Source organism: Pantoea sp. EABMAA-21 (genome assembly GCF_030053335.1).
Classification (GTDB): domain Bacteria; phylum Pseudomonadota; class Gammaproteobacteria; order Enterobacterales; family Enterobacteriaceae; genus Pantoea; species Pantoea communis.
This window is the reverse complement of record NZ_JASGBX010000013.1, coordinates 45,839-71,553: the sequence shown is the minus strand read 5'-3', so window position 1 is coordinate 71,553 and position 25,715 is coordinate 45,839. Positions and strand designations below refer to the sequence as shown.

Genomic DNA, 25,715 nt, shown 5'->3' with positions numbered 1-25,715 from the left:
TGCGGTGGAGCCCGCCCCGGAATTGTGATCGCTATCGGATTAATGATTGCAGCCATTCGGAGGCAATGATAAAACCGATACGGTATTCATAACCGTTCGATATGACAGTGGTGAGGGGAAATGACGCAGGTTTATAATTTTAGCTCCGGCCCAGCGATGCTGCCGGTAGAAGTGCTCCGTCGTGCAGAACAAGAACTGACAAACTGGCACGGATTAGGCACCTCTGTAATGGAGATCAGCCATCGCAGTAAAGAGTTCATTGCTGTCGCTGAAGCCGCAGAACAGGATTTTCGAGATCTGCTGAAGATCCCATCGAACTACAAAGTTTTATTCTGCCATGGTGGCGCTCGCGCGCAGTTCGCAGCTATCCCGGGTAACCTGTTAGGTGATGCGAAATCCGCTGACTATATTGATGGCGGCTACTGGGCACACAGCGCGATCAAAGAAGCTGAAAAATATTGCACCCCGAACACCATCGACGTCAAAACCACGCTTAACGGTAAACGTGCTTTGTTACCGATGCGTGAATGGCAGCTCAACGATGATGCTGCCTATGTGCATTTCTGCCCGAATGAAACCATTGATGGTATTGCTATCGATGAAGAGCCTGACTTTGGTGACAAAGTCGTGGTGGCTGATCTTTCTTCAACCATTATGTCTCGCCCAATCGATGTCAGCCGTTACGGTGTGATCTACGCAGGCGCACAGAAAAACATCGGTCCAGCGGGATTAACGCTGGTGGTGGTGCGTGAGGATCTGCTGGGCAAAGCGCAGCGTTATGTGCCTTCTATCCTTGATTACAAGGTGCTGGCTGAAAACGAATCCATGTTCAACACACCGCCGACTTTTGCCTGGTACCTCTCTGGTCTGGTATTCAAATGGCTGAAAGAGAAGGGCGGTGTTGCTGAGATGGATAAGGTCAATCAGGCGAAAGCAGACCTGCTCTATGGCGTCATTGATAACAGCAGCTTCTACCGTAACGATGTTGCCGCTGCGAACCGTTCACGTATGAACGTGCCGTTCCAGCTGGCTGATGCCGCGCTGGACAAAGTGTTTCTGGACGAGTCTCTGCAGGCAGGCCTGCATGCACTGAAAGGACACCGCGTGGTTGGCGGTATGCGTGCGTCGATCTACAATGCGATGCCGCTGGAAGGGGTGAAAGCCCTGACTGAGTTCATGATCGACTTCGAACGTCGTCACGGCTAATTACTCATCATCGGCCAGCCTGGCTGGCCACTGGCCCCGTTAAACAACGGGGTTTTGTCTTTTCTGGAGATTTGGTTTCACATGCAGGACTCCCTGACTCTACAACCGATTGCTCGCGTTGACGGCACGGTAAACTTACCGGGTTCAAAAAGCGTTTCTAACCGTGCATTGTTATTGGCCGCGCTGGCCAACGGCACGACTCGCCTGACCAATTTGCTGGACAGCGATGACGTTAAACACATGCTGAATGCGCTGAAGGCGCTGGGCGTCAATTACACGCTCTCTGCCGATCGTACCGTGTGCGAAGTGGTGGGAAATGCAGGTCCGCTGCACAGTGACCAGGCCCTGGAACTCTTTCTGGGCAACGCCGGTACTGCTATGCGTCCGCTGGCTGCCGCACTATGCCTGGGTCAACAGTCGATTGTGCTGACTGGCGAACCTCGCATGAAAGAGCGCCCAATTGGTCATCTGGTGGATGCGTTGCGTCAGGGCGGAGCCAAAATTGATTACCTGGAGCAGACGGATTATCCGCCGCTGCGTCTGAACGGCGGGTTTGTAGGTGGCGATGTCAGTGTGGACGGTAGTGTTTCTAGCCAGTTCCTGACCGCATTGCTAATGACCGCTCCGCTGGCACCGAAAGACACTGTGATTACCATCAAAGGTGATCTGGTTTCTAAGCCGTACATTGATATTACACTGCACCTGATGCGTTGTTTTGGTGTCGAAGTCGATAACCAGAACTACCAGCGCTTTGTGGTGAAAGGCCAGCAGCAGTATCAATCTCGGGGCGATTATCTGGTGGAGGGCGATGCCTCTTCTGCCTCTTATTTCCTCGCCGCCGCCGCCATTAAAGGTGGAACGGTTCGCGTAACCGGGATTGGCCGCAACAGCGTTCAGGGCGACATCCGCTTTGCTGATGTGCTGGAAAAAATGGGTGCGGTGATCGAGTGGGGTGATGACTATATTGCCTGCACACGAGGTTCTCTGACCGCGATTGATATGGACATGAACCATATTCCAGATGCGGCGATGACCATTGCCACCACGGCGTTGTTCGCGGAAGGCACCACCTTGATGCGAAATATCTACAACTGGCGTGTGAAAGAGACTGACCGCTTAGCGGCGATGGCGACCGAATTGCGCAAAGTGGGTGCGGAAGTAGAAGAAGGTCACGATTTTATTCGTGTCACTCCACCGGCTCAGCTTCAGCATGCGGATATTGGCACTTATAACGATCACCGCATGGCGATGTGCTTTGCGCTGGTGTCGTTATCGGACACGCCTGTCACCATTCTTGATCCCGGCTGCACGGCGAAAACCTTCCCGGATTACTTCCAGCAGTTGGCGAAAATCAGCCAGACCTCTTGATCACGCTACCCGGTACGCTTGTGCCGGGTTTCCTCGCTCTCTTCTGGTCTTGTTGGGCGGAAATTCTTCTGAATCTGTCGAAAATTCTGGCGCTGTCTACGCTAAAGGGTAACTAACCTGACGCGGGCAGCGTATAATGCCGCGCATTCAAACAGCCAAGAAGGCTGATAATAAGCACGCAGCAACAGGAGAGAACAATGACGGCAATCGCCCCGGTAATTACCATTGATGGCCCAAGTGGCGCAGGTAAAGGGACTTTGTGTAAAGCGATGGCGGAGTCATTGCAGTGGCACTTGCTGGATTCTGGTGCCATTTATCGCGTACTTGCATTGGCTGCACTTCATCATCAGGTGGATATTGAATCCGAAGAAGCATTAGTGCCTATGGCGGCTCACCTCGACGTGCGTTTCTTGTCTGTTGAAGGCGAAATGCAGGTCATTTTGGAAGGTGAGGATGTGACCGGTGAAATCCGTACGCAGGAGGTGAGCAATACGGCTTCGCGGGTTGCTGCTTTCCCACGCGTGCGTGAAGCGCTGCTGCGTCGCCAGCGAGCATTCCGTGAAGAGCCGGGTTTGATTGCGGATGGCCGCGATATGGGCACCGTGGTATTCCCCGATGCACCGGTAAAAATCTTCCTGGATGCAAGTTCGGAAGAGCGTGCTCACCGTCGTATGCTACAGTTGCAGGAGAAGGGCTTTAATGTTAACTTTGATCGCCTTTTATCCGAGATAAAGGAACGCGACGACCGCGATCGTAATCGTGCAATTGCGCCTTTAGTGCCTGCCGCTGATGCTCTGGTGCTGGATTCAACCAGTATGTCCATTGAGCAAGTGATTGAAAAGGCACTTGATTATGCCCGCCAAAAGCTGGGCATTTAATCTATTCGGTAACTGAATTGTAGTAACCCTGTACCACGGATCCGGTGCTGGGCATGTGAAACAACCCCATCCGACAATGACGTCAGGTGGACGTTAAATTGAAGAATCCTAAGATTATCAATATGACTGAATCTTTTGCTCAACTATTTGAAGAATCACTGAAAGAAATCGAAACCCGTCCGGGTTCCATCGTTCGTGGCGTTGTTGTCTCTATCGATAAAGACGTAGTCCTGGTTGATGCGGGTCTGAAATCTGAGTCTGCAATTCCTGCAGAGCAGTTCAAGAACGCAGCCGGCGAACTGGAAATCCAGGTTGGCGACGAAGTTGACGTTGCGCTTGACGCAGTTGAAGACGGCTTCGGTGAAACCCTGCTGTCCCGTGAGAAAGCTAAGCGTCACGAAGCTTGGATCACGCTGGAAAAAGCTTACGAAGAAGCTGAAACTGTTACCGGTGTTATCAACGGCAAAGTTAAAGGTGGCTTCACAGTTGAGCTGAACGGTATTCGTGCGTTCCTGCCAGGTTCACTGGTTGACGTTCGTCCGGTTCGCGATACTCTGCACCTGGAAGGCAAAGAGCTTGAGTTCAAAGTTATCAAGCTTGATCAGAAACGTAACAACGTGGTGGTTTCTCGCCGCGCAGTTATCGAATCTGAAAACAGCGCTGAACGCGATCAGCTGCTGGAAAACCTGCAGGAAGGCATGGAAGTTAAAGGTATCGTTAAGAACCTCACTGACTACGGCGCATTCGTGGACCTGGGTGGCGTTGACGGCCTGCTGCACATCACCGATATGGCCTGGAAACGCGTTAAGCATCCAAGCGAAATCGTCAACGTGGGCGACGAAATCACTGTTAAAGTGCTGAAGTTCGACCGCGAGCGTACTCGTGTATCTCTGGGCCTGAAACAGCTGGGCGAAGATCCATGGGTTGCTATCGCTAAGCGTTACCCAGAAGGCACCAAGCTGACTGGCCGTGTAACCAACCTGACTGATTACGGCTGCTTCGTTGAAATCGAAGAAGGCGTTGAAGGTCTGGTACACGTTTCTGAAATGGACTGGACCAACAAAAACATTCACCCATCTAAAGTTGTTAACGTGGGCGATGTTGTTGAAGTTATGGTTCTGGACATCGACGAAGAACGTCGTCGTATCTCCCTGGGTCTGAAGCAGTGCAAAAACAACCCATGGCAGCAGTTCGCTGAGACCCACAACAAAGGCGATCGCGTTGAAGGTAAAATCAAGTCAATCACTGACTTCGGTATCTTCATCGGCCTGGACGGTGGCATCGACGGTCTGGTTCACCTGTCAGACATCTCCTGGAACGCGACTGGCGAAGAAGCCGTTCGTGAGTACAAAAAAGGCGACGAAATCGCTGCTGTTGTACTGCAGGTTGATGCAGAGCGCGAGCGCATCTCTCTGGGCGTGAAGCAGTTGGCTGAAGATCCATTCAACAACTACATCACCCTGAACAAGAAAGGCGCTATCGTTAACGGTAAAGTAACTGCAGTAGACGCTAAAGGTGCTACAGTAGAATTGGCTGATGGCGTTGAAGGTTACCTGCGCGCTTCAGAAGCTTCACTGGACCGTATCGAAGACGCAACTCTGGTTCTGAGTGTTGGTGACGACGTTGAAGCTAAGTTCACCGGCGTTGACCGTAAGAACCGCGTTGTAAGCCTGTCTGTTCGTGCTAAAGACCAGGCTGATGAGAAAGAAGCTATCAACACTGTTAACACCAAACAGGAAGAAAGCAACTTCTCTAGCGCTATGGCTGAAGCGTTCAAAGCGGCTAAAGGCGAGTAATCGACCCGAGGCACCGGACGATGTAAGTCGTCCGGTTTCGGTAAAAGCTGTCATACCTTTCCCATTAAGGATTAACCGGAGGTTACATGACCAAGTCAGAACTTATTGAAAGACTTGCTGGACAGCATACTCATATTCCGGCGAAAGTCGTTGAGGATGCAGTTAAAGAGATGCTCGAGCACATGGCCACCACGTTGGCACAGGGCGAGCGCATTGAAATCCGGGGATTCGGCAGCTTTTCTTTGCACTACCGCGCACCGCGCACTGGTCGTAACCCGAAAACGGGTGATAAAGTGGATCTGGAAGGTAAATACGTTCCCCACTTCAAGCCGGGCAAAGAATTGCGTGACCGTGCAAATATCTACGGCTAAGCCGTTACCGAACGACAAAGCGACACCTCTGGGTGTCGTTTTTTTTGCTCAAAATTCGTTGTTGTGAATCTGATTCCTAAACCCACATCAACAATGAAAGCCACTTCGATTGTTTGGCATCCGCAATCCAGCTCTCCCCATTCCTGAAAGCTATTCCTGCCAATTGCACGCAAACTGGTGCCCATTGCGGGAGAAAAGTGATGCGTATAACAGGGATTGCAGTAGCCAGAATCATGATCCTGGCGGCGCTACCATTGGGTTTGTTACCTCAAATACCGACCATGGAAATGATCGCTGTGATGGTGCTACTAGCACTTATTGTGGCATCCCTGCCTTGGGATGGGCTGCGTCTTATTGGCATGGGTATCCTGCTTCTGGCGTGGGCGCTACTGGAAGCGAGACAGATGCTGAATGTGATTGACCAGCTTTCAATGGCGCCAGCCGAAGTGACGCTGCGTATTGTTGATGTGAAGGAAAATCAACAGCAATTTAAAGCCCAGATTATCCGTGTGGGTGAGCGATATCAGTTCCCGCCGTTGTTTGTCAGTATCAATGCGGAGCCAGGTGAATCGGGGTATTGTGCAGGGCAACGCTGGAAAATGACCTTACGCTTGCGTGCAGTGCATGGTCGCTTGAATGAAGGCGGGTTTGATGCCCAACGTTTTGCGCTGGCAAACCACACACCTTTGCAGGGGAGAATCATTAACCAGCTGGCGGAATCGGTAGATTGTAATTTGCGAACGCAGGTTATGCGCCATCATCAACCTCTTTTTGAACACCTGCAACAACCGGCCATTTTGCAGGCGCTGGCTTTTGGCGAACGTGAGAACATGACCAAAACCCAGCGACAATTATTACGTGAGACCGGAACCGCACACTTAATGGCGATTTCCGGTATGCATATTGCGCTAGCGGCCAGCGTTGGCTGGATGATAGTACGTGGCTTGCAGCTGCTGCAGCCTGCGCACACCATCGGTTATCTGCTGCCACTGATGGGGAGCATCATTACCGCGACAATCTACTGCTGGCTGTCGGGCAGCCATGCACCAGCACAGCGCGCGCTGGCCGCGCTACTAATGTGGACAACGATAAGAATCGCTGGCTGGCAGTTAACAGGCTGGCAGATTTGGACACTGTGCATGGGTGTACTGCTTTGGCTTGATCCCCTCACCGTCTTATCTGAAAGCTTTTGGCTCTCTGCTCTTGCCGTCGCCATGTTAATCATCTGGTTCCAGTGGTTTGCCTTGCCGGATCGATACCGTCAGGCCTGGCGCTGGCTGCCGCTGAGATTGCTGCACTTACAGCTCGGCATGATGATACTGATGGCTCCTCTGCAGATTTTTTTATTTCAGGGAATCAGCCTCAGTGCACTGGCCGCTAACCTCATCGCGGTGCCTGTGGTATCGCTTTTCACCGTGCCATTGATACTGCTGGCGCTTTTGCTGCCCATACAACCCATCGCTTCGGTACTGTGGCGGTTGGCGGATTTTTCTGTCAATCAGGTGATGCAGGGCCTGGCATACTTGCCAGCAGGATGGTGGCCGTTAAATGATGCCTTGCCGGCAGTGGCCCTGCTATGGGGCGGTTTATTTATGTGGCGCAGTGGTTTGCTGAATAACACGCTGATGCTTTGCTGCGGCTGCGCACTGGCATTTCTGTTATGGCGTCATCAGTCTGAACAAGATGACTGGCAGATTGATGTGCTGGATGTGGGCCATGGTCTGGCGATCGCGATTACACAGGGTAATGAAGTGGTGTTGTACGATGCGGGTCCACGCTGGAATGAAGATGATGCGGGCGCGCGTGTGATACTGCCATGGTTACTGTATAAGGGACGACAGCTAAACACGGTGGTGGTAAGTCATAAGCATCTGGATCATCGGGGTGGGCTGAATTCACTGCATCAGGCAAATCCCAATATGATGATCCGCAGTGCATTGGGTGAAGCGGGACATTTACCCTGTCAGCGAGGAGAGCAGTGGCAATGGGGCAAACTGACCTTTACGGCACTCTGGCCGCCCGCAGGGAATACGCAAGGGCAAAATAATGACTCTTGTGTCGTACGCGTAGACGATGGAGCTGTCAGCCTGCTGCTCACCGGGGATATTGAGTCAGAAGCAGAAAGAAAATTGGTGGCATTAGAGAAAACCCAGCTCACCAGCACGTTAATGCAGGTCCCTCATCATGGTAGCCGAACCTCTTCGGGGCCTTTACTGTTACGTAGTGTTGCAGGAAAGGGCGCGGTGGCGTCGGTGGCGCGCTATAACGCCTGGCGCATGCCTGCCGTAGCGGTGGTTGAACGCTATCGCCAGCAGGGCTATCTCTGGTATGACACGGCACAATCCGGGCAGGTCCACATTGGTATTCGGCAGGGTGAATGGCAGATTAAGGGATTGAGGGAGCAAATAAAACCTCGCTGGTATCATCAGTGGTTTGGCGTCAAACGTGAATCCAGGTAGAATGAGCGGCTATTTCAAACAGCGTGAATAAATAATGCATCAAGACAAAGATCTCTCAACGTGGCAGACGTTCCGCCGACTCTGGCCGATGATTGCGCCGCACAAAGCAGGACTGTTTGTGTCTGCGGTGGCGCTGATTCTCAATGCGGCCGGCGATACCTTAATGCTGTCGCTGTTGAAACCTTTACTGGATGATGGCTTCGGCAAGGCCGACCGCTCCGTCATGCTTTGGATGCCACTGGTGGTGATTGGCCTGATGCTGGTGCGTGGCGTGACCAGCTACATCTCCAGTTATTGCATCTCTTGGGTATCGGGCAACGTGGTCATGAATATGCGCCGCCGCTTGTTTGGTCACATGATGGGCATGCCCGTGGCGTTCTTTGACCAGCAATCAACCGGCACATTGCTGTCACGCATCACTTATGATTCCGAGCAGGTTGCTTCGTCCTCTTCCAGTGCACTGGTGACGGTCGTACGTGAAGGCGCCTCGATCATCGGCCTGTTTATCATGATGTTCTACTACAGCTGGCAGCTGTCATTAATTTTGATTGTCCTTGCGCCAATTGTTTCCTTTGCGATTCGCACAGTGTCCAAACGCTTCCGCAGCATCAGTAAAAACATGCAGAACACCATGGGACAAGTCACCACCAGTGCTGAACAGATGCTGAAAGGGCACAAAGAGGTGCTGATCTTTGGTGGTCAGGATGTTGAAGCACAGCGTTTCTCCCAGGTGAGCAACAAAATGCGCCAGCAGGGCATGAAACTGGTTTCGGCATCTTCCATTTCCGATCCGGTCATTCAGCTGATTGCTTCTCTGGCACTGGCATTTGTGCTCTACGCCGCCAGTTTCCCCAGCGTGATGGAAACTCTCACCGCCGGTACCATCACTGTGGTGTTCTCATCGATGATTGCCTTGATGCGTCCACTGAAGTCGCTGACTAACGTCAATGCCCAGTTCCAGCGCGGTATGGCTGCTTGTCAGACCTTGTTCTCAATTCTGGATAGCGAACAGGAAATCGATAATGGCAAGCGTGAAATCACGCGTGCCAAAGGCGATGTCGAATTCCGCAATGTGACCTTTACCTATCCTGGCCGTGAAGTCCCGGCGCTGCGTGATATCAATCTGTCACTGCCCGAGGGCAAAACCGTGGCATTGGTAGGACGCTCAGGATCGGGTAAATCGACCATGGCGAGCCTATTGACCCGTTTCTACGATATCGACTCCGGTGAAATTCTGCTGGATGGCCACGATCTGCGTGAATACACCCTGCGTTCGCTGCGTAATCAGGTGGCGCTGGTATCTCAGAATGTTCATCTGTTCAACGACACCATTGCCAATAACATTGCTTATGCACGCAATGGAGAATACACCCGCGAGCAGATTGAACAGGCAGCGACTATGGCGCACGCCATGGACTTTATTAAGAAGATGGATAACGGTCTGGATACCGTGATTGGTGAGAACGGCGTGTTGCTGTCAGGTGGCCAGCGTCAACGTATCGCCATCGCGCGCGCATTGCTGCGTGATTGCCCGATTCTGATCCTTGATGAAGCGACCTCAGCACTGGATACCGAATCCGAGCGCGCGATTCAGGCCGCACTGGATGAGCTGCAGAAAAACCGCACTTCGCTAGTGATTGCGCACCGCCTGTCGACCATCGAAAAAGCCGATGAAATCGTGGTCGTTGAGGATGGTCGTATCGTTGAACGCGGTACGCACAGCGTGTTGCTGGCCGAAAAGGGTGCCTATGCACAGCTTCACAAACTGCAGTTTGGTCAATGATTGAACGCATCTGGAGCGGGCGCTCGCCACTGTGGCTGCTATTGTGGCCACTGAGTTTGCTGTATGGCGCAATCAGCAGTTTGATTCGCCTCAGCTATCAGCGTGGCTGGCGTAAAAGCTGGCGTGCGCCCTGTCCGGTGATTGTGGTAGGTAATCTGACGGCTGGCGGCAACGGTAAAACGCCGGTGGTGATTTGGCTGGTTCAGGCACTGCAACAGCGTGGCCTGCGCGTTGGCGTTGTCTCACGCGGCTATGGTGGAAAGGCTGAGCGTTATCCACTGCTGGTGACGGCCGATACCCCGACATCACAAGCCGGCGACGAGCCGGTATTAATCGCGCAGCGTACTCAGGCGCCGGTAGCCGTCGCGCCTCAACGCCGTATGGCGGTAGAAGGACTGCTGGCCGCACAGGAACTGGATGTGATTATTACCGACGACGGGCTGCAACATTACGCGTTGCAGCGCGATCGTGAAATTGTGGTAGTGGATGGTGTCCGTCGCTTCGGTAATGGCTGGTGGCTGCCCGCAGGTCCGATGCGTGAGCGCGCATCCCGGCTGCAAAGCGTCAATGCCATCATCGTCAATGGTGGAGAGGCGCAAGCCGGTGAGATCGCCATGACGTTGCGTCCCGGCAAGGCGATCAATCTGGTGAACGGTGAGACAGCCAACCTCGATCAATTGCCAGAAACGGTGGCGATGGCCGGCATTGGGCATCCGCCGCGGTTCTTCAAAACGTTGCAACAGCAAGGCATCCAGCCGGTGGCAGAAATCGCGTTTGCCGATCACCATGCTTATAGCAAAGAAGAGTTACAGCGTTTGACGCAGACTCATCAATGCCTGCTGATGACCGAAAAAGACGCAGTGAAATGCCGTAGTTTTGCACGTGACAACTGGTGGTATCTACCGGTTGATGCCGATCTGTCGGGGGCGTCCCTGGATGCTTTACTCGCCGATGTGACCCAACTCTGCACGACTGCGCGCGACACCCGTTCGCGCTAAACCTGCTCAAAGGGAATCGAGTCATGACCACAACATCTTCCCTTTCACTCCAAACTGCTCGTCATTTACACCTGGCTGCTCAGGGGTTGTTACGCCCACCGAGCCGCCGCGCCCGCCTGTCCGATATCCATGCCTGCGTGCGGCAGATGTCATTACTGCAAATCGACACCATCAATGTCGTCGCCCGTAGCCCTTATCTGGTGCTGTTCAGCCGCCTTGGCGCTTATCCCACACAGTGGCTGGAAGAAACATTGGCCTCCGGTGCGCTTTTTGAGTATTGGGCGCACGAAGCCTGTTTCATCCCCTTCGAAGATTACCCGTTGCTACGCCATCGCATGCTGGAGCCGCAGCGGCTGGGATGGAAATATAACGAGCAGTGGGTAAACGAACATCAGCAGGAAATCGCTGCCTTACTCAATCACATCGCCGAAAATGGCCCGGTACGCGCGGCTGATTTTACCAGTGATAAGCACACTAAACCCGGCTGGTGGGCCTGGAAACCCTACAAGCGGCATCTGGAAAACTTGTTCAGCGCAGGTGAGTTAATGGTGGTCGAACGACGTAACTTCCAGCGGGTGTACGATCTGCGCACCCGCGTGATGCCTGATTGGGATGACGAACAGCATGCAGTGAGTGAATCTGATGCGGTACTGGCGATGCTACGACACAGTGCCCGCAGTCTCGGTATTTTTCGTGCCAGTTGGTTGGCCGATTACTATCGGCTGAAGCGTGCACCCCTGCAATCCTGGATTAAGGATGCCGAAGCACAAGGCGAAATCGTGTGCGTTGAGGTAGAACAGCTCGGTGAGATGTGGCTGCATAAGAGCTTGTTACCTCTGCTGGATAAAATGCCCAGCGCCACCCACACGGCCTTGTTGTCACCGTTCGATCCGGTGGTATGGGATCGCCGGCGCGCTCTGGAGTTGTTTAATTTCGATTACCGCATTGAGTGCTATACCCCTGCTGAGAAGCGCGTCTATGGTTACTTTGTTCTGCCGGTGTTACACCGAGGTGCACTCAAAGCGCGTATTGATGCAAAGATGGACCGCCAGGCACAGCAGCTGATTATTCGTGCATTTTGGCTTGAGCCCGGCGTGCGTGTTACCCAGGCCTTTATGAATGATGTGCAAAAAGCCATCAGTCGCTTTGCACAGTGGCAAGGTGCCGATGAGGTCATCGTTGAAAATGTCCCAGCCGAACTGCTTGCTGCCTGGACGCATCGTTGGGTTATCAACGATTGAGTTCATCGTAATAATGCCGCGCCCGGCGCACTGTGCTTCGGGTGCGCTATGGTATGCTAGGCGCCTGACAAATCGGTGCTGAAAGGAGAAAATTATGGATCACCGTTTACTTGAGATTGTTGCCTGTCCGGTTTGCAACGGAAAACTGTATTTCAACAAAGAGCAGCAGGAGCTGATTTGTAAACCAGACGGCCTGGCTTACCCGGTGCGCGATGGCATTCCGGTATTGCTCGAAGTGGAAGCGCGTACGCTGTCTGTTGAAGAGATCCATCCATGAGTTTCGTCGCCATCATTCCGGCGCGTTATGCATCAACGCGCCTGCCCGGCAAACCGCTGGTGGATATTCACGGTAAACCGATGGTGATACACGTGATGGAGCGCGCACGCGAGTCGGGCGCCGATCGCGTAATTGTGGCGACCGATCACCCCGAGGTTGCTGCAGCGGTAACCGCTGCCGGTGGCGAAGTGTGCATGACGCGCGCGGATCACCAGTCGGGCACCGAGCGCCTGGCAGAAGTGATTGAGAAATATCAGTTTGCCGATGACACCATTATCGTCAACGTGCAGGGCGACGAGCCGATGATTCCGGCAGAAATCGTACGTCAGGTCGCCGATAATCTGGCGCAGGCTGATGCAGGGATGGCGACATTAGCCGTGCCGATTACCGACACTGAAGAAGCGTTTAACCCCAATGCGGTTAAAGTGGTGATGGACGCGAAAGGCTATGCGCTTTATTTCTCACGCGCCACCATTCCATGGGATCGCGAGCGCTATGCGAAATCGCGCGAACAGATTGGTGACACTTTGCTGCGTCACATTGGCATTTACGCCTATCGCGCTGGCTTTATCCGTCGTTACATTGCGTGGGAACCTTGCCCGCTAGAGCACATTGAATTGCTGGAGCAGTTGCGCGTGCTGTGGTACGGCGAGAAGATTCACGTTGCCGTAGCGCAAACCGTGCCAAGTGTTGGCGTGGACACACCAGAGGATCTGGTCCGTGTTCGTGCGGCCATGCAGGGGTAAAGCCCGACCGGCCAGCCGCTCGCGCTGGCCATAAAGTTTGATCTGGCGCTAAGTTTCGCGCCACCATGACCTCCAGGATAGTGAAGTCAATTGACTGCGGAGGATAACGCATGGAACAGCTCCGTTCAGAACTGGCGTTGATACTGGGTGAAGGTATCAGCCGCCTCGAAACCATTAGCGAACAGGCGCAGTCGCGGCTGTACGCACTCTATGACAACGACGGTAAACCGATGCCGCTGGTGGCGAAGTATTTTCGTCATCAAGGCCGTGCGGCGCTGGAAGCCAAAAAACTCACCATGTTGGGCCATGAGGGACTGGTCACAGTACCTGCGGTTTTTGGCCTGGTGCTGAGTCAGCAGCCGCCGGTACATGAAATGCTACTGATGGCGCGATTCAATGGCGTCTCCGCCGAAGCGCCAGCGCGCACCGCCGTGCGCTGGGAGCAACTGTGTGAGCAAATTGTCGAGGGTGTACTCGGCTGGCACCGTATCGACAGCCACGGATTAGTGGGAAGGGTTGATAGTGTCCAGGAAAACAACTGGCCAGCCTGGTATCGCCAGCGCATCGAGGTGCTGTGGGCCACGTTGGGCTATCTGTCACCGCCATTTTTCACATTGGAAGATCGGCAGATCCTGTACCGCAGCCGACAGCAGTTAACTCATCTCTTCAAAGACTTCGACGATCCCTGCGTGCTGATGCACGGCAACCTGCGTTTATCCAGCATGCTGAAAGATGCACGCAGTGACCAACTGGTAGCGATGATGCAGCCAGGCAATATTCTCTGGGCTCCGCGTGAGTATGAATTAATCCGGCTGGCAGATAGCGGGGCTGAAGCCTCACTGCTGCAGCATTACCTGCAACGCGCGCCGGTTTCTGAAGGCTTTATCTGGCGGCGCTGGCTGTATCAGCTATGGGATTGTGTCGATACGTTGGTAAGCAGCGGACAGTTTGACCGTCCGCGCTTTGATCATGCCCGCGAGCAGTTACTTCCCTGGCTCGGATGACAGCAAATCATCGCCACGCAGCCGTTGCCAAATCTGGCCCAGGGTTTCATAAATCGCACGTTCACTGTGACCCAGCCACATTGGCGATGGCAACATGCGGTCCCAGGCGCTGATTGGCGAGGTAATCGCGAGCTGATTGGCCGGTGCGGCGATGGGGTTCAGACCTGCGCTCAGGAAAAAATGCATTGCACGTGGCAAGTGGTTCGCCGATGAGACCAGCAGGAAAGGGTGATTGCCGATAGTTTGTTTGACGGCCAGCGCTTCTTCGCCCGTATCATGTGGTTGGTCCAGCGTGATAATCGCCGACCGTGGCACTCCCAGACTTTCGGCTACCTCTGCCGCCACGCTGGCGTTGCTGCGGGGGTTGTATCCAGCAGCAGCGCCAGTGAAAATCATTTTTGCTTGTGGATTCCGACGCCATTGGCGCACACCTTCTGTTACGCGCGGCAGGCTGTTGTTGAGCAAATTAGAACTTGGTGCCCAATTCGGATTGAAGGTGTAGCCACCGCCCAGCACGACGATATAATCCACCGGTTCGCTACCGTTCCAGGTTGGATAATGCTGTTCGATGGGACGCAACAGACGATCGGCAACGGGTTGCAAGCTGAGCAATAAAAGCAGCAGCCAACTCAGAGAGATCAGGATTTTGCCGCCTTTTTGCCAACGGCTAAACCAGAGAAGTAAAAGTCCTACCGCCATGAGCAACAACAGCAGTGGTAAAGGTAATAACATCGCGCCAATCCATTTCTTTAAGGCAAAAAACATCGAAATTTGCTCCTTTTGTCCGAAAAAACAGCAGCCAGACAGTTACTGTGGCGTGAAAGGTTCATTCTTGTTGAGCCTGTGACAAAATAGCACAAGTTGAATGCAGCACAGTGGAGCCATCATCATGCAGGATCGTAACTTTGACGATCTGGCGGACAAATTTTCGCAGAACATTTATGGCACCCGCAAAGGGCAGGTACGGCAGGCGATCCTGTGGGACGAACTGGATGCGCTGTTACCGACACTGCCTGAAGGCGCACTGTCAGTGCTGGATGCCGGCGGTGGCGTAGGACAAATCTCCTGTGGATTAGCGGCACGTGGCCATCAGGTGCTGTTGTGCGATCTCTCCGCGGAGATGTTGAAGCTGGCTGAAGCGCATGCGCACACCGAGGGTGTGAGCCACAACATGCAATTCAAACAAATTAGCGCGCAGCAGGTGGGCGAACATTTGGATCAGCCGGTTGATCTGGTATTGTTTCACGCTGTGCTGGAGTGGGTGGCAGAACCGGAAGTGGTGCTGCGTGCCTTGTGGCACACGCTGAAGCCCGGTGGCGTGCTGTCGTTGATGTTTTACAATGCGCATGCCCTGACGTTCCGCACCCTGCAACTCGGCAATTTCGGCTATCTGCGTGCCAATATGACCAAACGCAAAAAGCGTACGCTGTCACCGGATTTCCCGCGCGATCCTCAGGACGTCAATCGCTGGTTAAGTGATGCGGGCTTTGAAATTGAACAGCGTGCAGGCATTCGCGTGTTTTGTGATTACATGAAACCGCCACCGCCCGGCGTCGTCAAAAGCGTTGAAGAGATTATTGAGATGGAACGGCGCTACTGTCGTCAGGAGCCCTTTTTAAGTTTAGGGCGCTATATCCACGTGACCGCGCGCAAACCCAGGTAGAAGGATCAACTATGAGCGAATTTTCCCAGACGGTCCCCGAATTGGTGGCATGGGCGCGCAAGAATGACTTTTCACTTGCGTTGCCGGTAGAACGTCTGGCCTTTTTGCTGGCTATCGCCACCTTAAACGGTGAGCGCATGGACGGTGAAATGAGTGAAGGTGAACTGATCGATGCGTTTCGTCACGTCAGTAAAGCCTTTGAGCAAACCCATGAAACTGTGCAGGTGCGTGCCAACAACGCCATCAATGATATGGTGCGTCAGCGTCTGCTCAATCGCTTTACCAGTGAGCTCACTGAAGGCCACGCGATTTACCGTCTGACGCCGCTGGCCATCGGCATTACCGATTACTACATTCGCCAGCGCGAATTTTCCACGCTGCGCCTGTCAATGCAGCTGTCGATTGTGGCGCAGGAACTGAAGCGCGCTGCGGATGCCGCTGAAGAAGACGGTGATGAATTCCACTGGCATCGCAATGTCTTTGCCCCGCTGAAATATTCCGTGGCCGAGATTTTTGACAGCATCGACATGACGCAACGTCTGATGGATGAGCAGCAACAAGCGGTGAAAACCGATATTGCGGACCTGCTCAACAAAGACTGGCGTGCCGCGATTTCAAGCTGTGAACTGCTGCTGTCCGAAACCTCCGGCACACTGCGTGAACTGCAGGATACGCTGGAAGCGGCGGGTGACAAATTGCAGGCCAATCTGTTGCGCATTCAGGATGCTACGCTGAGCAGCCCCGACTTGGGCTTTGTCGATAAGCTGGTGTTTGACCTGCAAAATAAGCTGGACCGCATCATCAGTTGGGGTCAGCAGGCCATCGATTTGTGGATTGGCTACGACCGCCACGTACATAAATTTATCCGTACCGCTATCGACATGGATAAGAACCGCGTCTTCGCGCAACGTTTACGCCTGTCGGTGCAGAACTACTTCGACCAGCCTTGGGCATTGACCTACGCGAATGCCGACCGTCTTTACGATATGCGCGATGAAGAGATGACGCTGCGTAATGATGAGGTGATGGGCGAACTGCCGCCAGAGATGGAGTACGAAGAGTTTAACGAGATTCGTGAGCAGCTTGCCGCGATGATCGAAGAAGCATTGCAGATTTATAAGCTGGAGCAAAAGCCGCTCCATCTCGCTACGGTGATGCGCGATTATCTGGCGCAATACCCGCGTGCGCGCCACTTTGATTTGGCGCGTATCGTCATCGATCAGGCAGTACGCCTCGGTGTCGCCGAAGCTGATTTAGCCGGTCTGCCGGCAGAATGGCAGACTATTAATGATTACGGAGCCAAGGTGCAGGCACATGTCATCGACAAATATTGAACAAGTGATGCCAGTTAAACTGGCGTTGGCACTGGCAAACCCGATTTTCCCGGCGCTCGATAGCCAGTTACGCGCGGGACGCCACATTGGTATTGAGGAACTGGATAATCACGCTTTTCTGATGGATTACCAGGAGTACCTGGAAGAGTTTTATGCGCGCTACAACGTTGAGTTGATGCGCGCGCCGGAAGGTTTCTTCTATCTGCGTCCACGTTCAACGACGCTGATTCCACGCTCGGTGCTGTCCGAGCTGGATATGATGGTCGGTAAGATCCTGTGTTACCTCTACCTCAGCCCAGAGCGTCTGGCCAATGAGGGGATTTTCACCCAGCAGGAGCTGTATGACGAACTGCTGTCACTGGCGGATGAGAGCAAACTGCTCAAGCTGGTAAACCAGCGTTCGACCGGTTCTGACCTGGATCGTGCCAAGCTGCAGGAAAAAATGCGTGCTTCGATCAGCCGCCTGCGCCGCTTAGGTATGGTGTGGTACACGGGCAACGACAGCAGCAAGTTCCGCATCATGGAGTCGGTGTTCCGCTTCGGTGCGGATGTGCGCAGCGGTGACGATGCGCGTGAAGCACAGCTGCGTCTGATCCGCGACGGCGAAGCCATGATGCTGGAGAACAAAGCCGCGGCCAACGAGAGTGATGATGCAGATAACGACAATGACGTTGAAAGCGATGCGAATGATAACGCGGAGGATGAACAGGAATGATTGAACGCGGTAAGTTTCGTTCGCTAACGCTGATCAACTGGAACGGCTTCTTTGCCCGTACCTTTGATCTCGATGAGCTGGTGACCACGCTCTCCGGCGGTAACGGTGCGGGTAAATCCACCACCATGGCGGCTTTTGTCACGGCGCTGATCCCCGACCTCACCTTGCTGCATTTCCGTAACACCACCGAAGCGGGGGCCACCTCGGGCTCTCGCGATAAAGGTCTGCACGGTAAACTGCGCGCGGGTGTCTGCTATGCGGTGCTGGATGTGGTCAATTCGCGCCATCAGCGCGTGGTGGTCGGCGTGCGTCTGCAACAGGTTGCTGGACGCGATAAAAAAGTCGATATCAAACCCTTCAGTATTCATGGCCTGCCGACCGATTCGCAGCCGACCGATATGCTGACCGAAATCCTTAACAGCCGCCAGGCGCGCGTATTACCGCTGGCGGAAGTGAAAGAACGCGTTGAAGCGCAGGAAGGCGTGCAGTTCCGTCAGTACAACTCGGTTACGGATTACCACGCCGTCCTGTTCGAGCTGGGCGTGGTGCCGCGTCGTCTGCGCACCGCCAGCGACCGCAGTAAGTTCTATCGTCTGATTGAAGCCTCGCTGTACGGCGGTATCTCCAGCGCTATCACCCGTTCACTGCGTGATTATCTGTTGCCAGAAAATGGTGGCGTGCGCAAAGCCTTCCAGGATATGGAAGCCGCGCTGCGTGAAAACCGCATGACGCTGGAAGCGATTCGCGTTACGCAGTCCGATCGCGACCTGTTTAAGCATTTGATCTCTGAAGCCACCAGCTATGTGTCGGCAGATTATATGCGTCACGCCAACGAGCGTCGCATTCATCTCGATGGGGCACTGCAACTGCGCAATGAGCTGTTTACCAGCCGTAACCAGTTGGCTTCGGAGCAGTATCGCCACATCGAAATGGCGCGTGAACTTTCTGAGCACAACGGTGCAGAAAGCGATCTGGAAACTGACTATCAAGGCGCCAGCGATCACCTGAATCTGGTCCAGACAGCCATGCGTCAGCAGGAGAAGATCGAGCGCTATGATGCCGATCTCGAAGAGCTGACTTACCGCCTCGAAGAACAGAATGAAGTGGTGGCGGAAGCCCGTGAAGTGCAGGAAGAGAATGAAGCGCGTGCCGAAGCGGCTGAAATTGAAGTGGATGAGCTGAAAAGCCAGTTAGCCGATTTCCAGCAGGCACTCGATGTGCAACAAACGCGGGCCATTCAGTATCAGCAAGCGTTGCAGGCGCTGGATAAAGCGCGCGCGCAGTGTCAGTTGCCCGATCTGACCATCGATAATGCAACGGAGTGGCAGGAAACCTTCCAGGCACGCGAAGAAGAAGCCACTGAGCAGCTTTTGCGTCTGGAACAGAAACTCAGCGTGGCCGAAGCGGCGCACAGCCAGTTTGAGCAGGCCTTAGCGCTGGTGACCAGCATTGCCGGAGAAGTGAGCCGTCAGGATGCATGGCAAGTGGGACGCGACTTACTGCGTGATGCGGCTAACCAGCGTCATCATGCCGATCAGCTCTCTTCGCTGCGCCTGCGTCTCAATGAGCTGGAAACGCGCCTGCGCGAGCAGCATGATGCCGAGCGCCTGTTAGCCGATTTCTGCAAGCGTCAGGGGCAACAGTACGATGCCGACGCGCTGGAAGGGCTGCAGCGCGAGCTGGAAGCACAGATTGAACAGCTGAACGAAAGCGTGTCCGATGCCGGTGAACGCCGCATGCTGATGCGCCAGGAACTGGAACAGCTGCGTGAACGCATCACTGCACTGACGGCGCGTGCGCCACATTGGCTGGCCGCGCAGGAAATCCTGACGCAGCTTAGCGAGCAAACAGGTCAGGCGCTGACTAACAGCCAGCAGATCACTGAGTTCATGCAGCAGTTGCTGGAACGTGAGCGTGAAACCACCGTTGAACGTGACAATGTGGCGGCACGTAAACGTGAAGTCGAGCAGCAGATCGAGCGTTTAAGTCAACCTGGTGGTGCGGAAGATGCTCGCCTGACGCAACTGGCGGAACGATTTGGCGGCGTACTGCTGTCGGAAATTTACGATGACGTCACACTGGATGACGCACCGTACTTCTCGGCGCTGTATGGCCCATCGCGTCATGCGATTGTGGTACCCGATTTATCTCTGGTGCGTGAACTGTTGGATGGCCTGGAGGATTGCCCGGAAGACCTCTATCTGATTGAAGGGGATCCGCAGGCGTTTGATGACAGCGTCTTCAGTGTTGATGAGTTGGAAAACGCCGTGGTAGTGAAAGTGGCTGAGCGTCAATGGCGCTACTCCCGCTTCCCTAAAGTGCCGCTGTTTGGCCGCGCTGCGCGTGAAAACCAGCTGGAACTGCTGAACAATGAACGCGACCAGCTGGCAGAACGGTTTGCCACTTTGTCCTTTGACGTGCAGAAAACGCAGCGCTTGCATCAATCCTTCAGCCGCTTTATCGGTAGCCATTTAGCGGTGGCCTTTGATGAGGATCCTGAAGCGCTGATCCGCCAGCTAAACATCCGTCGTGGCGAGCTGGAACGGGGTCTGGCACAGCATGAGAATGATAACCAGCAGCAGCGTGCCCAGTTTGAACAGGCTAAAGAGGGCGTCAGCCAGCTCAACCGCCTGCTGCCACGCGTGAATCTGCTGTTGGATGATTCACTTGGCGATCGCTGCGAAGAGATCCGTGAACGCGTCGAAGAAGCTCAGGAAGCGGCGCGCTTCCTGCATCAGCATGGCGCTAAAATCAGCAAGCTGGAGCCGCTGGTGTCGGTGTTGCAAAGCGATCCGCAGCAGCATGATCAGCTGGAGCGCGATTACCAGCAAGCACAGCAGCAGCAGCGTGATGCGCGTCAGCAGGCCTTTGCCCTGACGGAGGTGGTGCAACGTCGCGCCCACTTTAGCTATGAAGATTCTGCCGGCATGCTGACCGGCAACAGCGATCTCAATGAAAAACTGCGCCAGCGTCTGGATCAGGCGGAGGGTGAGCGCAGTCGTGCGCGTGAACGTCTGCGCGAACATCAGGCTCAGCTGACACAATATTCACAAGTGCTGGCATCACTGAAAAGTTCCTATGACGCCAAGCGTGACATGCTGAAAGAGTTGCAGCAGGAGATGCAGGATATCGGCGTGCATGCCGATGCCAGCGCCGAAGAGCGCGCCCGCGCCCGACGCGACGAACTTTATACCGCATTAAGCCATAACCGTGCTCGTCGTAATCAGCTGGAGAAACAGCTCACGTTCTGCGAAGCCGAAATGGACGGCCTGCAGAAGAAACTGCGCAAGCTGGAGCGCGATTATCACCAGATTCGTGAGCAGGTCGTCAGCGCTAAAGCAGGCTGGTGTACGGTGCTGCGTCTGGTCAAAGAGAACGGCATGGAGCGTCGCCTGCATCGTCGTGAGATGGCCTATCTGGGCGGAGATGAACTGCGTTCAATGTCGGATAAGGCATTGGGTGCACTGCGTCTGGCGGTGGCGGATAACGAACATCTGCGTGATGTGCTGCGCATGTCGGAAGATCCAAAACGTCCAGAACGCAAAGTACAGTTCTTTATCGCAGTTTATCAGCATCTGCGCGAACGTATTCGTCAGGACATCATTCGTACTGACGATCCGGTTGAAGCCATCGAGCAGATGGAGATTGAGCTGAATCGTCTGACGGAAGAGCTGACGGCACGCGAGCAGACGCTGGCCATCAGTTCACGCAGCGCGGCGAATATCATTCGTAAAACCATTCAGCGTGAGCAGAATCGTATTCGTCAGCTGAACCAGGGCTTGCAGGCCGTGAGCTTTGGTCAGGTGCGCAGTGTACGTCTGAATGTTAACGTGCGTGAAGCGCACTCTACGCTGCTCGATACCTTGTCTGAAGAACATGAAGCGCATCAGGATCTGTTTACCAGCAATCGTCTGACCTTCTCCGAAGCGCTGGCGAAACTCTATCAACGTCTGAATCCACAAATTGATATGGGGCAGCGCACACCACAAACCATCGGTGAAGAGCTGCTCGACTACCGCAACTATCTTGAGATGGAAGTGGAAGTGAACCGCGGCTCCGATGGCTGGCTGCGCGCAGAGAGTGGAGCGTTGTCGACCGGTGAAGCGATCGGTACCGGTATGTCAATTCTGGTGATGGTGGTGCAAAGCTGGGAAGAGGAATCACGTCGTCTGCGCGGTAAAGATATTTCGCCATGCCGACTGCTGTTCCTTGATGAAGCGGCGCGTCTCGATGCCCGCTCCATCGCCACCCTGTTCGAACTGTGTGAGCGTCTGGAGATGCAGCTGGTGATTGCTGCGCCAGAGAACATCAGCCCGGAGAAAGGCACCACCTACAAGCTGGTGCGTAAAGTGTTTAACAACACTGAACACGTGCATGTGGTGGGGCTGCGTGGATTCTCGGCAGATCCTGTGCCAGCAAAACGCGACACCAGTGATATCGATTTAGAAACAGAAAATACCTGACGCTGAATCTGGTTAAAAAACAGCGCACCGTTTAATCTGTAAGCGGCATCTGCACACTGAGGCAGATGCCGTTTTTTATTTGTATACTCAACAATAAGAGTAAGGCTGTACATAGCGAAAACAGGGCGCTGTGTCTTAGGTGAGAAGGGGGCAGGGATGTGGCTGAATAGAAGAAGCAGAATGAATCGTGCGGTACTCGCACTCAGTGTTTCACTGGTATTGTCGCCGCTGGCCACCAGCCATGCCGCGATCATTGCCGCTTTACCCGGAACTTCACATAGCGCCATGTCAGTGGCGGCGAGTCAGCATCAAATTCAGCAGGCTTTTAGCCCCAGTCAGCAGCCTTTCTATCTGCCGGGTTTAGCCGGTATCTACGCCGCGCGTAATATGGCGCCACTCTGGCAGGATCAGCAAGCGGTGCAGGCTTTCCAGCAACAGTTGGCGGAGGTGGCGCTTTCCGGCGTCCAGCCACAGTTTACTCGTTGGGTTGAATTACTGACTAATCCCACGATTACCGGCATGGCGCGCGACATCGTGCTGAGCGATGCCATGTTAGGCTATTTGCAGTTTGTCGCTAATGTGCCGACGCAGGGTGAAACCTGGCTGTACAGTAATGTTCCCTACAAATTGACGATGCCGGGCGTAGCTGCCATTAACCAGTGGCAAAATGCGGTAAACGGTGGTGGCAGTCGCGCGTTTATCATCTCGCTGGCACCGCAACATCCTCAATATGCGCCGATGCACAGTGCGCTCAAAGCGCTGCTGACCGATAACCGTCCATGGCCACAACTGCGCGACAGCGGGACGCTCCGCCCCGGCCAAATTAGCAACGATGTGCCTGCTCTCAGAGAGATTTTGCAGCGGACCGGCATGCTGACTGCCGCAACGCACAGCAGCACACCGACGCCAACTGATGATGCCGTGCCGACAGCACCTGTGCCGGTCAGCCAGAGCAATCAGCCGGTCGCGGTGAGTCCATCGGCGGCCAGCGTCAATGATTTGTCTGCACAGGCACCTGCGGCAACCGGCAACGTGGTGGCGAATACCACGCCTGCTGGTGATAATGTGTATGACGCCGCGCTGGTGGAAGGGGTAAAACGCTTCCAGCACTGGCAAGGTCTGGCAGATGATGGGGCGATAGGCCCTCGCACGCGTGAGTGGTTGAATGTGTCTCCGCAGATGCGCGCATCGTTACTGGCACTGAATATCCAGCGCCTGCGTCTGCTGCCGGATGATATGCATAACGGCATTATGGTGAACATTCCCAACTATTCACTCACCTATTACAACAACGGAGCCACGATTTTGTCATCGCGGGTGATTGTCGGTCGTCCCGATCGTAAAACGCCACTGATGCGCAGTGCGTTGAACAATGTGGTGCTCAATCCACCGTGGAATGTACCTACCACATTGGTGCGTCAGGATATCGTGCCGAAGGTCAAACAGGATCCCGGATACCTCTACAAGCACGGCTATACCTTACTGTCGGGCTGGAGTGCGGATGCCGAAGTGATCGATCCGTCGATGATTGACTGGCATATGGTTTCTGCAGCCAGTTTCCCGTATCGCATTCGTCAGGCGCCGGGCGCGATGAACTCGCTGGGTCGATATAAGTTTAATATGCCGAGTTCCGATGCCATCTATTTGCACGACACGCCTAACCATGGCTTGTTCCAGCGCGATATTCGCGCACTGAGCTCTGGTTGTGTGCGCGTGAATAAGGCCTCTGAACTGGCCGACCTGCTGCTGCAGGATGTGGGTTGGAATGACAGCCGCATCACCGACACGCTGAAACAGGGCGACACGCGCTACGTGCCGATTCGCCACCGCATCCCGGTTAATCTCTATTATTTAACCGCATGGGTCGCGGCGGATGGACAGCCGCAATATCGTACAGATATTTACAATTATGATAACCCTGCGCGCTCCGGTAGCCAGGTTCTGTCAAAAGCAGGAAAACTTCTCCTCTAGTCATTGATTTGCCGGATTTCACCTCTCTTCGAAAAGATCAGGGCCCGTCGCAAAATTTCGGTTTTGCGCGGGTTTTGGTCATTCTGTGACACATTGCGGGTTGACTGACCTCCAGGCTGCGGTTACTGTTCGGCCTTGTGTACTTTTTACACATTTTTTTATCGCTTTAGATTAGGTAACCCCGCTACATGGCTAATTTTGATTCTCAACGTCGTCGATTGCTCCTGATTGGAGGCGCAGCGGCAGGTTTGTCTCTGCTTCCTGGTTCAGCGCTGGCTTCGCTTTCCACCTCGCGCCCCCGAGTATTGACGCTTAATAACCTTCACACCGGTGAAACCCTTAAAACGGAGTTTTTTAACGGCAAGAGTTATGACAAGGATGAGTTAGCCCGCTTAAATCACTTCTTCCGTGATTACCGCGCCAATCAAGTGAAACACATCGATCCGCATCTGTTTGATCAGCTCTATCGCTTACAGATGGTGCTCAACACCCGCAAACCGGTGCAGCTTATCTCAGGCTACCGTACGCTGGCCACTAACAATATGCTGCGTGAATCGGGTCCTGGCGTGGCCAAACACAGTTATCACACCAAAGGGCAGGCGATGGATTTCCATATCGAGGGAATTTCATTGAGCAATGTTCGCAAAGCGGCGTTATCTATGCGCGCCGGTGGTGTAGGATATTACCCGCGCAGCAACTTCGTACACATAGATACCGGGCCTGCAAGGCACTGGTCCTGATACCGGCAGCGCTGCGTGTGTCGGTCATGGAGCGCTATGAATTACCACATTATTCCGGTTACGGCCTTTTCTCAAAACTGCTCGGTCATCTGGGATGACGAAACTCAGCAGGCGGCGCTGGTGGATCCCGGCGGCGATGCCGAGACGATTATTGCCGTATTAGCTGAGCGGGGATTAACCCCCGCGCAAATTCTGCTGACGCATGGTCATCTTGATCATGTGGGGGCCGCCGCTGAACTCGCCGCACACTATCAAATTCCTATTGTTGGCCCTCACAAGCTGGATGCGTTCTGGCTGGATAATTTGCCGACGCAAAGCCGTATGTTTGGCCTGCCGGAATGTGCGCCACTGGCGCCGGATCGCTGGCTGGAAGAGGGCGAAACGGTTCAGGTTGGCAATGTCACGCTGGAAGTGCTGCTGTGCCCGGGTCATACGCCGGGACACATTGTTTTCTTTGACCGGGCTGGGCGCTTATTGATATCGGGTGATGTGATTTTCAATGGCGGTGTCGGACGTACCGATTTCCCGCAGGGCAGCCACAGCGATTTAATCAATGCGATTAACACTAAGCTGTTACCGCTGGGTGATGATGTGACCTTTGTGCCGGGCCACGGTCCGATTTCCACCTTGGGTCGGGAGCGTATCAGTAATCCGTTCCTGTAATAAGAAATGGGCCATTAAGGCCCATTTCTCGTTCTGCTG

The 25,715-nt window shown here is 54.1% G+C and carries 20 protein-coding genes; 19 read left to right on the top strand and 1 reads right to left on the bottom strand.

Features of this window, described 5'->3' with window-relative positions; all coding sequences use genetic code 11:
• The first annotated feature begins 120 nt into the window (after positions 1–120).
• The 12 genes from serC (at position 121) to QMZ65_RS18315 (ending at position 14,127) form a co-directional block, all read left to right on the top strand.
• Complete coding sequence (serC, locus tag QMZ65_RS18370; RefSeq protein WP_097119326.1) at positions 121–1,206, top strand: 3-phosphoserine/phosphohydroxythreonine transaminase; 1,086 nt, start codon at positions 121–123, stop codon at positions 1,204–1,206.
• 81 nt (positions 1,207–1,287) lie between these two features.
• The gene (gene aroA, locus QMZ65_RS18365; RefSeq protein WP_283216475.1) at positions 1,288–2,574 is read left to right on the top strand and encodes a 3-phosphoshikimate 1-carboxyvinyltransferase; all 1,287 of its coding nucleotides are present in this window, start codon (positions 1,288–1,290) and stop codon (positions 2,572–2,574) included.
• A 197-nt stretch (positions 2,575–2,771) separates the two neighbouring features.
• Positions 2,772–3,452, top strand: a complete 681-nt coding sequence (gene cmk / locus QMZ65_RS18360; protein ID WP_034820574.1) for a (d)CMP kinase — start codon at positions 2,772–2,774, stop codon at positions 3,450–3,452.
• A gap of 122 nt (positions 3,453–3,574) precedes the next feature.
• Positions 3,575–5,248: a 30S ribosomal protein S1 gene (gene rpsA / locus QMZ65_RS18355; RefSeq protein WP_034820570.1), complete on the top strand. Its 1,674-nt coding sequence runs from the start codon at positions 3,575–3,577 to the stop codon at positions 5,246–5,248.
• A gap of 86 nt (positions 5,249–5,334) precedes the next feature.
• The gene (ihfB, locus tag QMZ65_RS18350) at positions 5,335–5,619 is read left to right on the top strand and encodes an integration host factor subunit beta (RefSeq protein ID WP_003849360.1); all 285 of its coding nucleotides are present in this window, start codon (positions 5,335–5,337) and stop codon (positions 5,617–5,619) included.
• A gap of 200 nt (positions 5,620–5,819) precedes the next feature.
• Positions 5,820–8,078, top strand: coding sequence for a DNA internalization-related competence protein ComEC/Rec2 (locus QMZ65_RS18345; protein WP_283216474.1), 2,259 nt, complete (start codon positions 5,820–5,822; stop codon positions 8,076–8,078).
• A gap of 34 nt (positions 8,079–8,112) precedes the next feature.
• Positions 8,113–9,861: a lipid A ABC transporter ATP-binding protein/permease MsbA gene (gene msbA / locus QMZ65_RS18340; RefSeq protein WP_097119323.1), complete on the top strand. Its 1,749-nt coding sequence runs from the start codon at positions 8,113–8,115 to the stop codon at positions 9,859–9,861.
• Positions 9,858–10,859, top strand: coding sequence for a tetraacyldisaccharide 4'-kinase (gene lpxK / locus QMZ65_RS18335; protein WP_097119322.1), 1,002 nt, complete (start codon positions 9,858–9,860; stop codon positions 10,857–10,859). Before msbA ends, lpxK begins: the two co-directional genes overlap by 4 nt.
• Positions 10,860–10,882: 23 nt before the next feature.
• Positions 10,883–12,100 carry a winged helix-turn-helix domain-containing protein gene (locus QMZ65_RS18330; protein WP_283216473.1) on the top strand — a complete coding sequence of 406 codons (1,218 nt, stop codon included), beginning with the start codon at positions 10,883–10,885 and terminating at the stop codon, positions 12,098–12,100.
• A gap of 94 nt (positions 12,101–12,194) precedes the next feature.
• Entirely contained in the window at positions 12,195–12,377 is a 183-nt protein-coding gene (locus QMZ65_RS18325; RefSeq protein WP_007887424.1) for a Trm112 family protein, read from the top strand.
• Entirely contained in the window at positions 12,374–13,123 is a 750-nt protein-coding gene (gene kdsB / locus QMZ65_RS18320; protein WP_283216472.1) for a 3-deoxy-manno-octulosonate cytidylyltransferase, read from the top strand. Before QMZ65_RS18325 ends, kdsB begins: the two co-directional genes overlap by 4 nt.
• Positions 13,124–13,233: 110 nt before the next feature.
• A complete protein-coding gene (locus QMZ65_RS18315) occupies positions 13,234–14,127 on the top strand; it encodes a YcbJ family phosphotransferase (protein WP_160832433.1) in 894 nt (297 codons plus the stop codon).
• Here QMZ65_RS18315 and elyC read toward each other — a convergent pair.
• Entirely contained in the window at positions 14,107–14,892 is a 786-nt protein-coding gene (elyC, locus tag QMZ65_RS18310; RefSeq protein ID WP_097119319.1) for an envelope biogenesis factor ElyC, read from the bottom strand. The two genes, QMZ65_RS18315 and elyC, sit on opposite strands and share 21 nt — an antisense overlap.
• Positions 14,893–15,016: 124 nt before the next feature.
• On the opposite strand from elyC, the gene cmoM reads away from it, so the two are divergent.
• The 7 genes from cmoM to QMZ65_RS18275 all read left to right on the top strand — a co-directional run bounded on the left by cmoM (position 15,017) and on the right by QMZ65_RS18275 (position 25,676).
• Positions 15,017–15,790 carry a tRNA uridine 5-oxyacetic acid(34) methyltransferase CmoM gene (gene cmoM, locus QMZ65_RS18305; RefSeq protein WP_211728168.1) on the top strand — a complete coding sequence of 258 codons (774 nt, stop codon included), beginning with the start codon at positions 15,017–15,019 and terminating at the stop codon, positions 15,788–15,790.
• An 11-nt stretch (positions 15,791–15,801) separates the two neighbouring features.
• Positions 15,802–17,124 carry a chromosome partition protein MukF gene (gene mukF, locus QMZ65_RS18300; protein WP_034820534.1) on the top strand — a complete coding sequence of 441 codons (1,323 nt, stop codon included), beginning with the start codon at positions 15,802–15,804 and terminating at the stop codon, positions 17,122–17,124.
• Entirely contained in the window at positions 17,105–17,839 is a 735-nt protein-coding gene (gene mukE / locus QMZ65_RS18295; RefSeq protein WP_097119316.1) for a chromosome partition protein MukE, read from the top strand. Before mukF ends, mukE begins: the two co-directional genes overlap by 20 nt.
• Entirely contained in the window at positions 17,836–22,302 is a 4,467-nt protein-coding gene (mukB, locus tag QMZ65_RS18290) for a chromosome partition protein MukB (RefSeq protein WP_283216471.1), read from the top strand. Before mukE ends, mukB begins: the two co-directional genes overlap by 4 nt.
• Positions 22,303–22,482: 180 nt before the next feature.
• The gene (gene ldtD / locus QMZ65_RS18285; protein WP_502921535.1) at positions 22,483–24,273 is read left to right on the top strand and encodes a L,D-transpeptidase; all 1,791 of its coding nucleotides are present in this window, start codon (positions 22,483–22,485) and stop codon (positions 24,271–24,273) included.
• 188 nt (positions 24,274–24,461) lie between these two features.
• Positions 24,462–25,013 (top strand): peptidoglycan L,D-endopeptidase MepK, encoded by a 552-nt coding sequence (gene mepK, locus QMZ65_RS18280; protein ID WP_034820522.1) that lies wholly within the window; start codon positions 24,462–24,464, stop codon positions 25,011–25,013.
• A gap of 36 nt (positions 25,014–25,049) precedes the next feature.
• Complete coding sequence (locus QMZ65_RS18275) at positions 25,050–25,676, top strand: MBL fold metallo-hydrolase (RefSeq protein WP_283216469.1); 627 nt, start codon at positions 25,050–25,052, stop codon at positions 25,674–25,676.
• The last annotated feature ends 39 nt before the right edge of the window (positions 25,677–25,715 follow it).

What these genes read in the sequence shown, in the direction of transcription:
- serC (WP_097119326.1), top strand. Translation starts at nt 121, where the DNA reads ATGACGCAGGTTTATAATTTTAGCTCCGGCCCAGCGATGCTGCCGGTA.
- aroA (WP_283216475.1), top strand. Translation starts at nt 1,288, where the DNA reads ATGCAGGACTCCCTGACTCTACAACCGATTGCTCGCGTTGACGGCACG.
- cmk (WP_034820574.1), top strand. Translation starts at nt 2,772, where the DNA reads ATGACGGCAATCGCCCCGGTAATTACCATTGATGGCCCAAGTGGCGCA.
- rpsA (WP_034820570.1), top strand. Translation starts at nt 3,575, where the DNA reads ATGACTGAATCTTTTGCTCAACTATTTGAAGAATCACTGAAAGAAATC.
- ihfB (WP_003849360.1), top strand. Translation starts at nt 5,335, where the DNA reads ATGACCAAGTCAGAACTTATTGAAAGACTTGCTGGACAGCATACTCAT.
- QMZ65_RS18345 (WP_283216474.1), top strand. Translation starts at nt 5,820, where the DNA reads ATGCGTATAACAGGGATTGCAGTAGCCAGAATCATGATCCTGGCGGCG.
- msbA (WP_097119323.1), top strand. Translation starts at nt 8,113, where the DNA reads ATGCATCAAGACAAAGATCTCTCAACGTGGCAGACGTTCCGCCGACTC.
- lpxK (WP_097119322.1), top strand. Translation starts at nt 9,858, where the DNA reads ATGATTGAACGCATCTGGAGCGGGCGCTCGCCACTGTGGCTGCTATTG.
- QMZ65_RS18330 (WP_283216473.1), top strand. Translation starts at nt 10,883, where the DNA reads ATGACCACAACATCTTCCCTTTCACTCCAAACTGCTCGTCATTTACAC.
- QMZ65_RS18325 (WP_007887424.1), top strand. Translation starts at nt 12,195, where the DNA reads ATGGATCACCGTTTACTTGAGATTGTTGCCTGTCCGGTTTGCAACGGA.
- kdsB (WP_283216472.1), top strand. Translation starts at nt 12,374, where the DNA reads ATGAGTTTCGTCGCCATCATTCCGGCGCGTTATGCATCAACGCGCCTG.
- QMZ65_RS18315 (WP_160832433.1), top strand. Translation starts at nt 13,234, where the DNA reads ATGGAACAGCTCCGTTCAGAACTGGCGTTGATACTGGGTGAAGGTATC.
- elyC (WP_097119319.1), bottom strand. Translation starts at nt 14,892, where the DNA reads ATGTTTTTTGCCTTAAAGAAATGGATTGGCGCGATGTTATTACCTTTA.
- cmoM (WP_211728168.1), top strand. Translation starts at nt 15,017, where the DNA reads ATGCAGGATCGTAACTTTGACGATCTGGCGGACAAATTTTCGCAGAAC.
- mukF (WP_034820534.1), top strand. Translation starts at nt 15,802, where the DNA reads ATGAGCGAATTTTCCCAGACGGTCCCCGAATTGGTGGCATGGGCGCGC.
- mukE (WP_097119316.1), top strand. Translation starts at nt 17,105, where the DNA reads ATGTCATCGACAAATATTGAACAAGTGATGCCAGTTAAACTGGCGTTG.
- mukB (WP_283216471.1), top strand. Translation starts at nt 17,836, where the DNA reads ATGATTGAACGCGGTAAGTTTCGTTCGCTAACGCTGATCAACTGGAAC.
- ldtD (WP_502921535.1), top strand. Translation starts at nt 22,483, where the DNA reads ATGAATCGTGCGGTACTCGCACTCAGTGTTTCACTGGTATTGTCGCCG.
- mepK (WP_034820522.1), top strand. Translation starts at nt 24,462, where the DNA reads ATGGCTAATTTTGATTCTCAACGTCGTCGATTGCTCCTGATTGGAGGC.
- QMZ65_RS18275 (WP_283216469.1), top strand. Translation starts at nt 25,050, where the DNA reads ATGAATTACCACATTATTCCGGTTACGGCCTTTTCTCAAAACTGCTCG.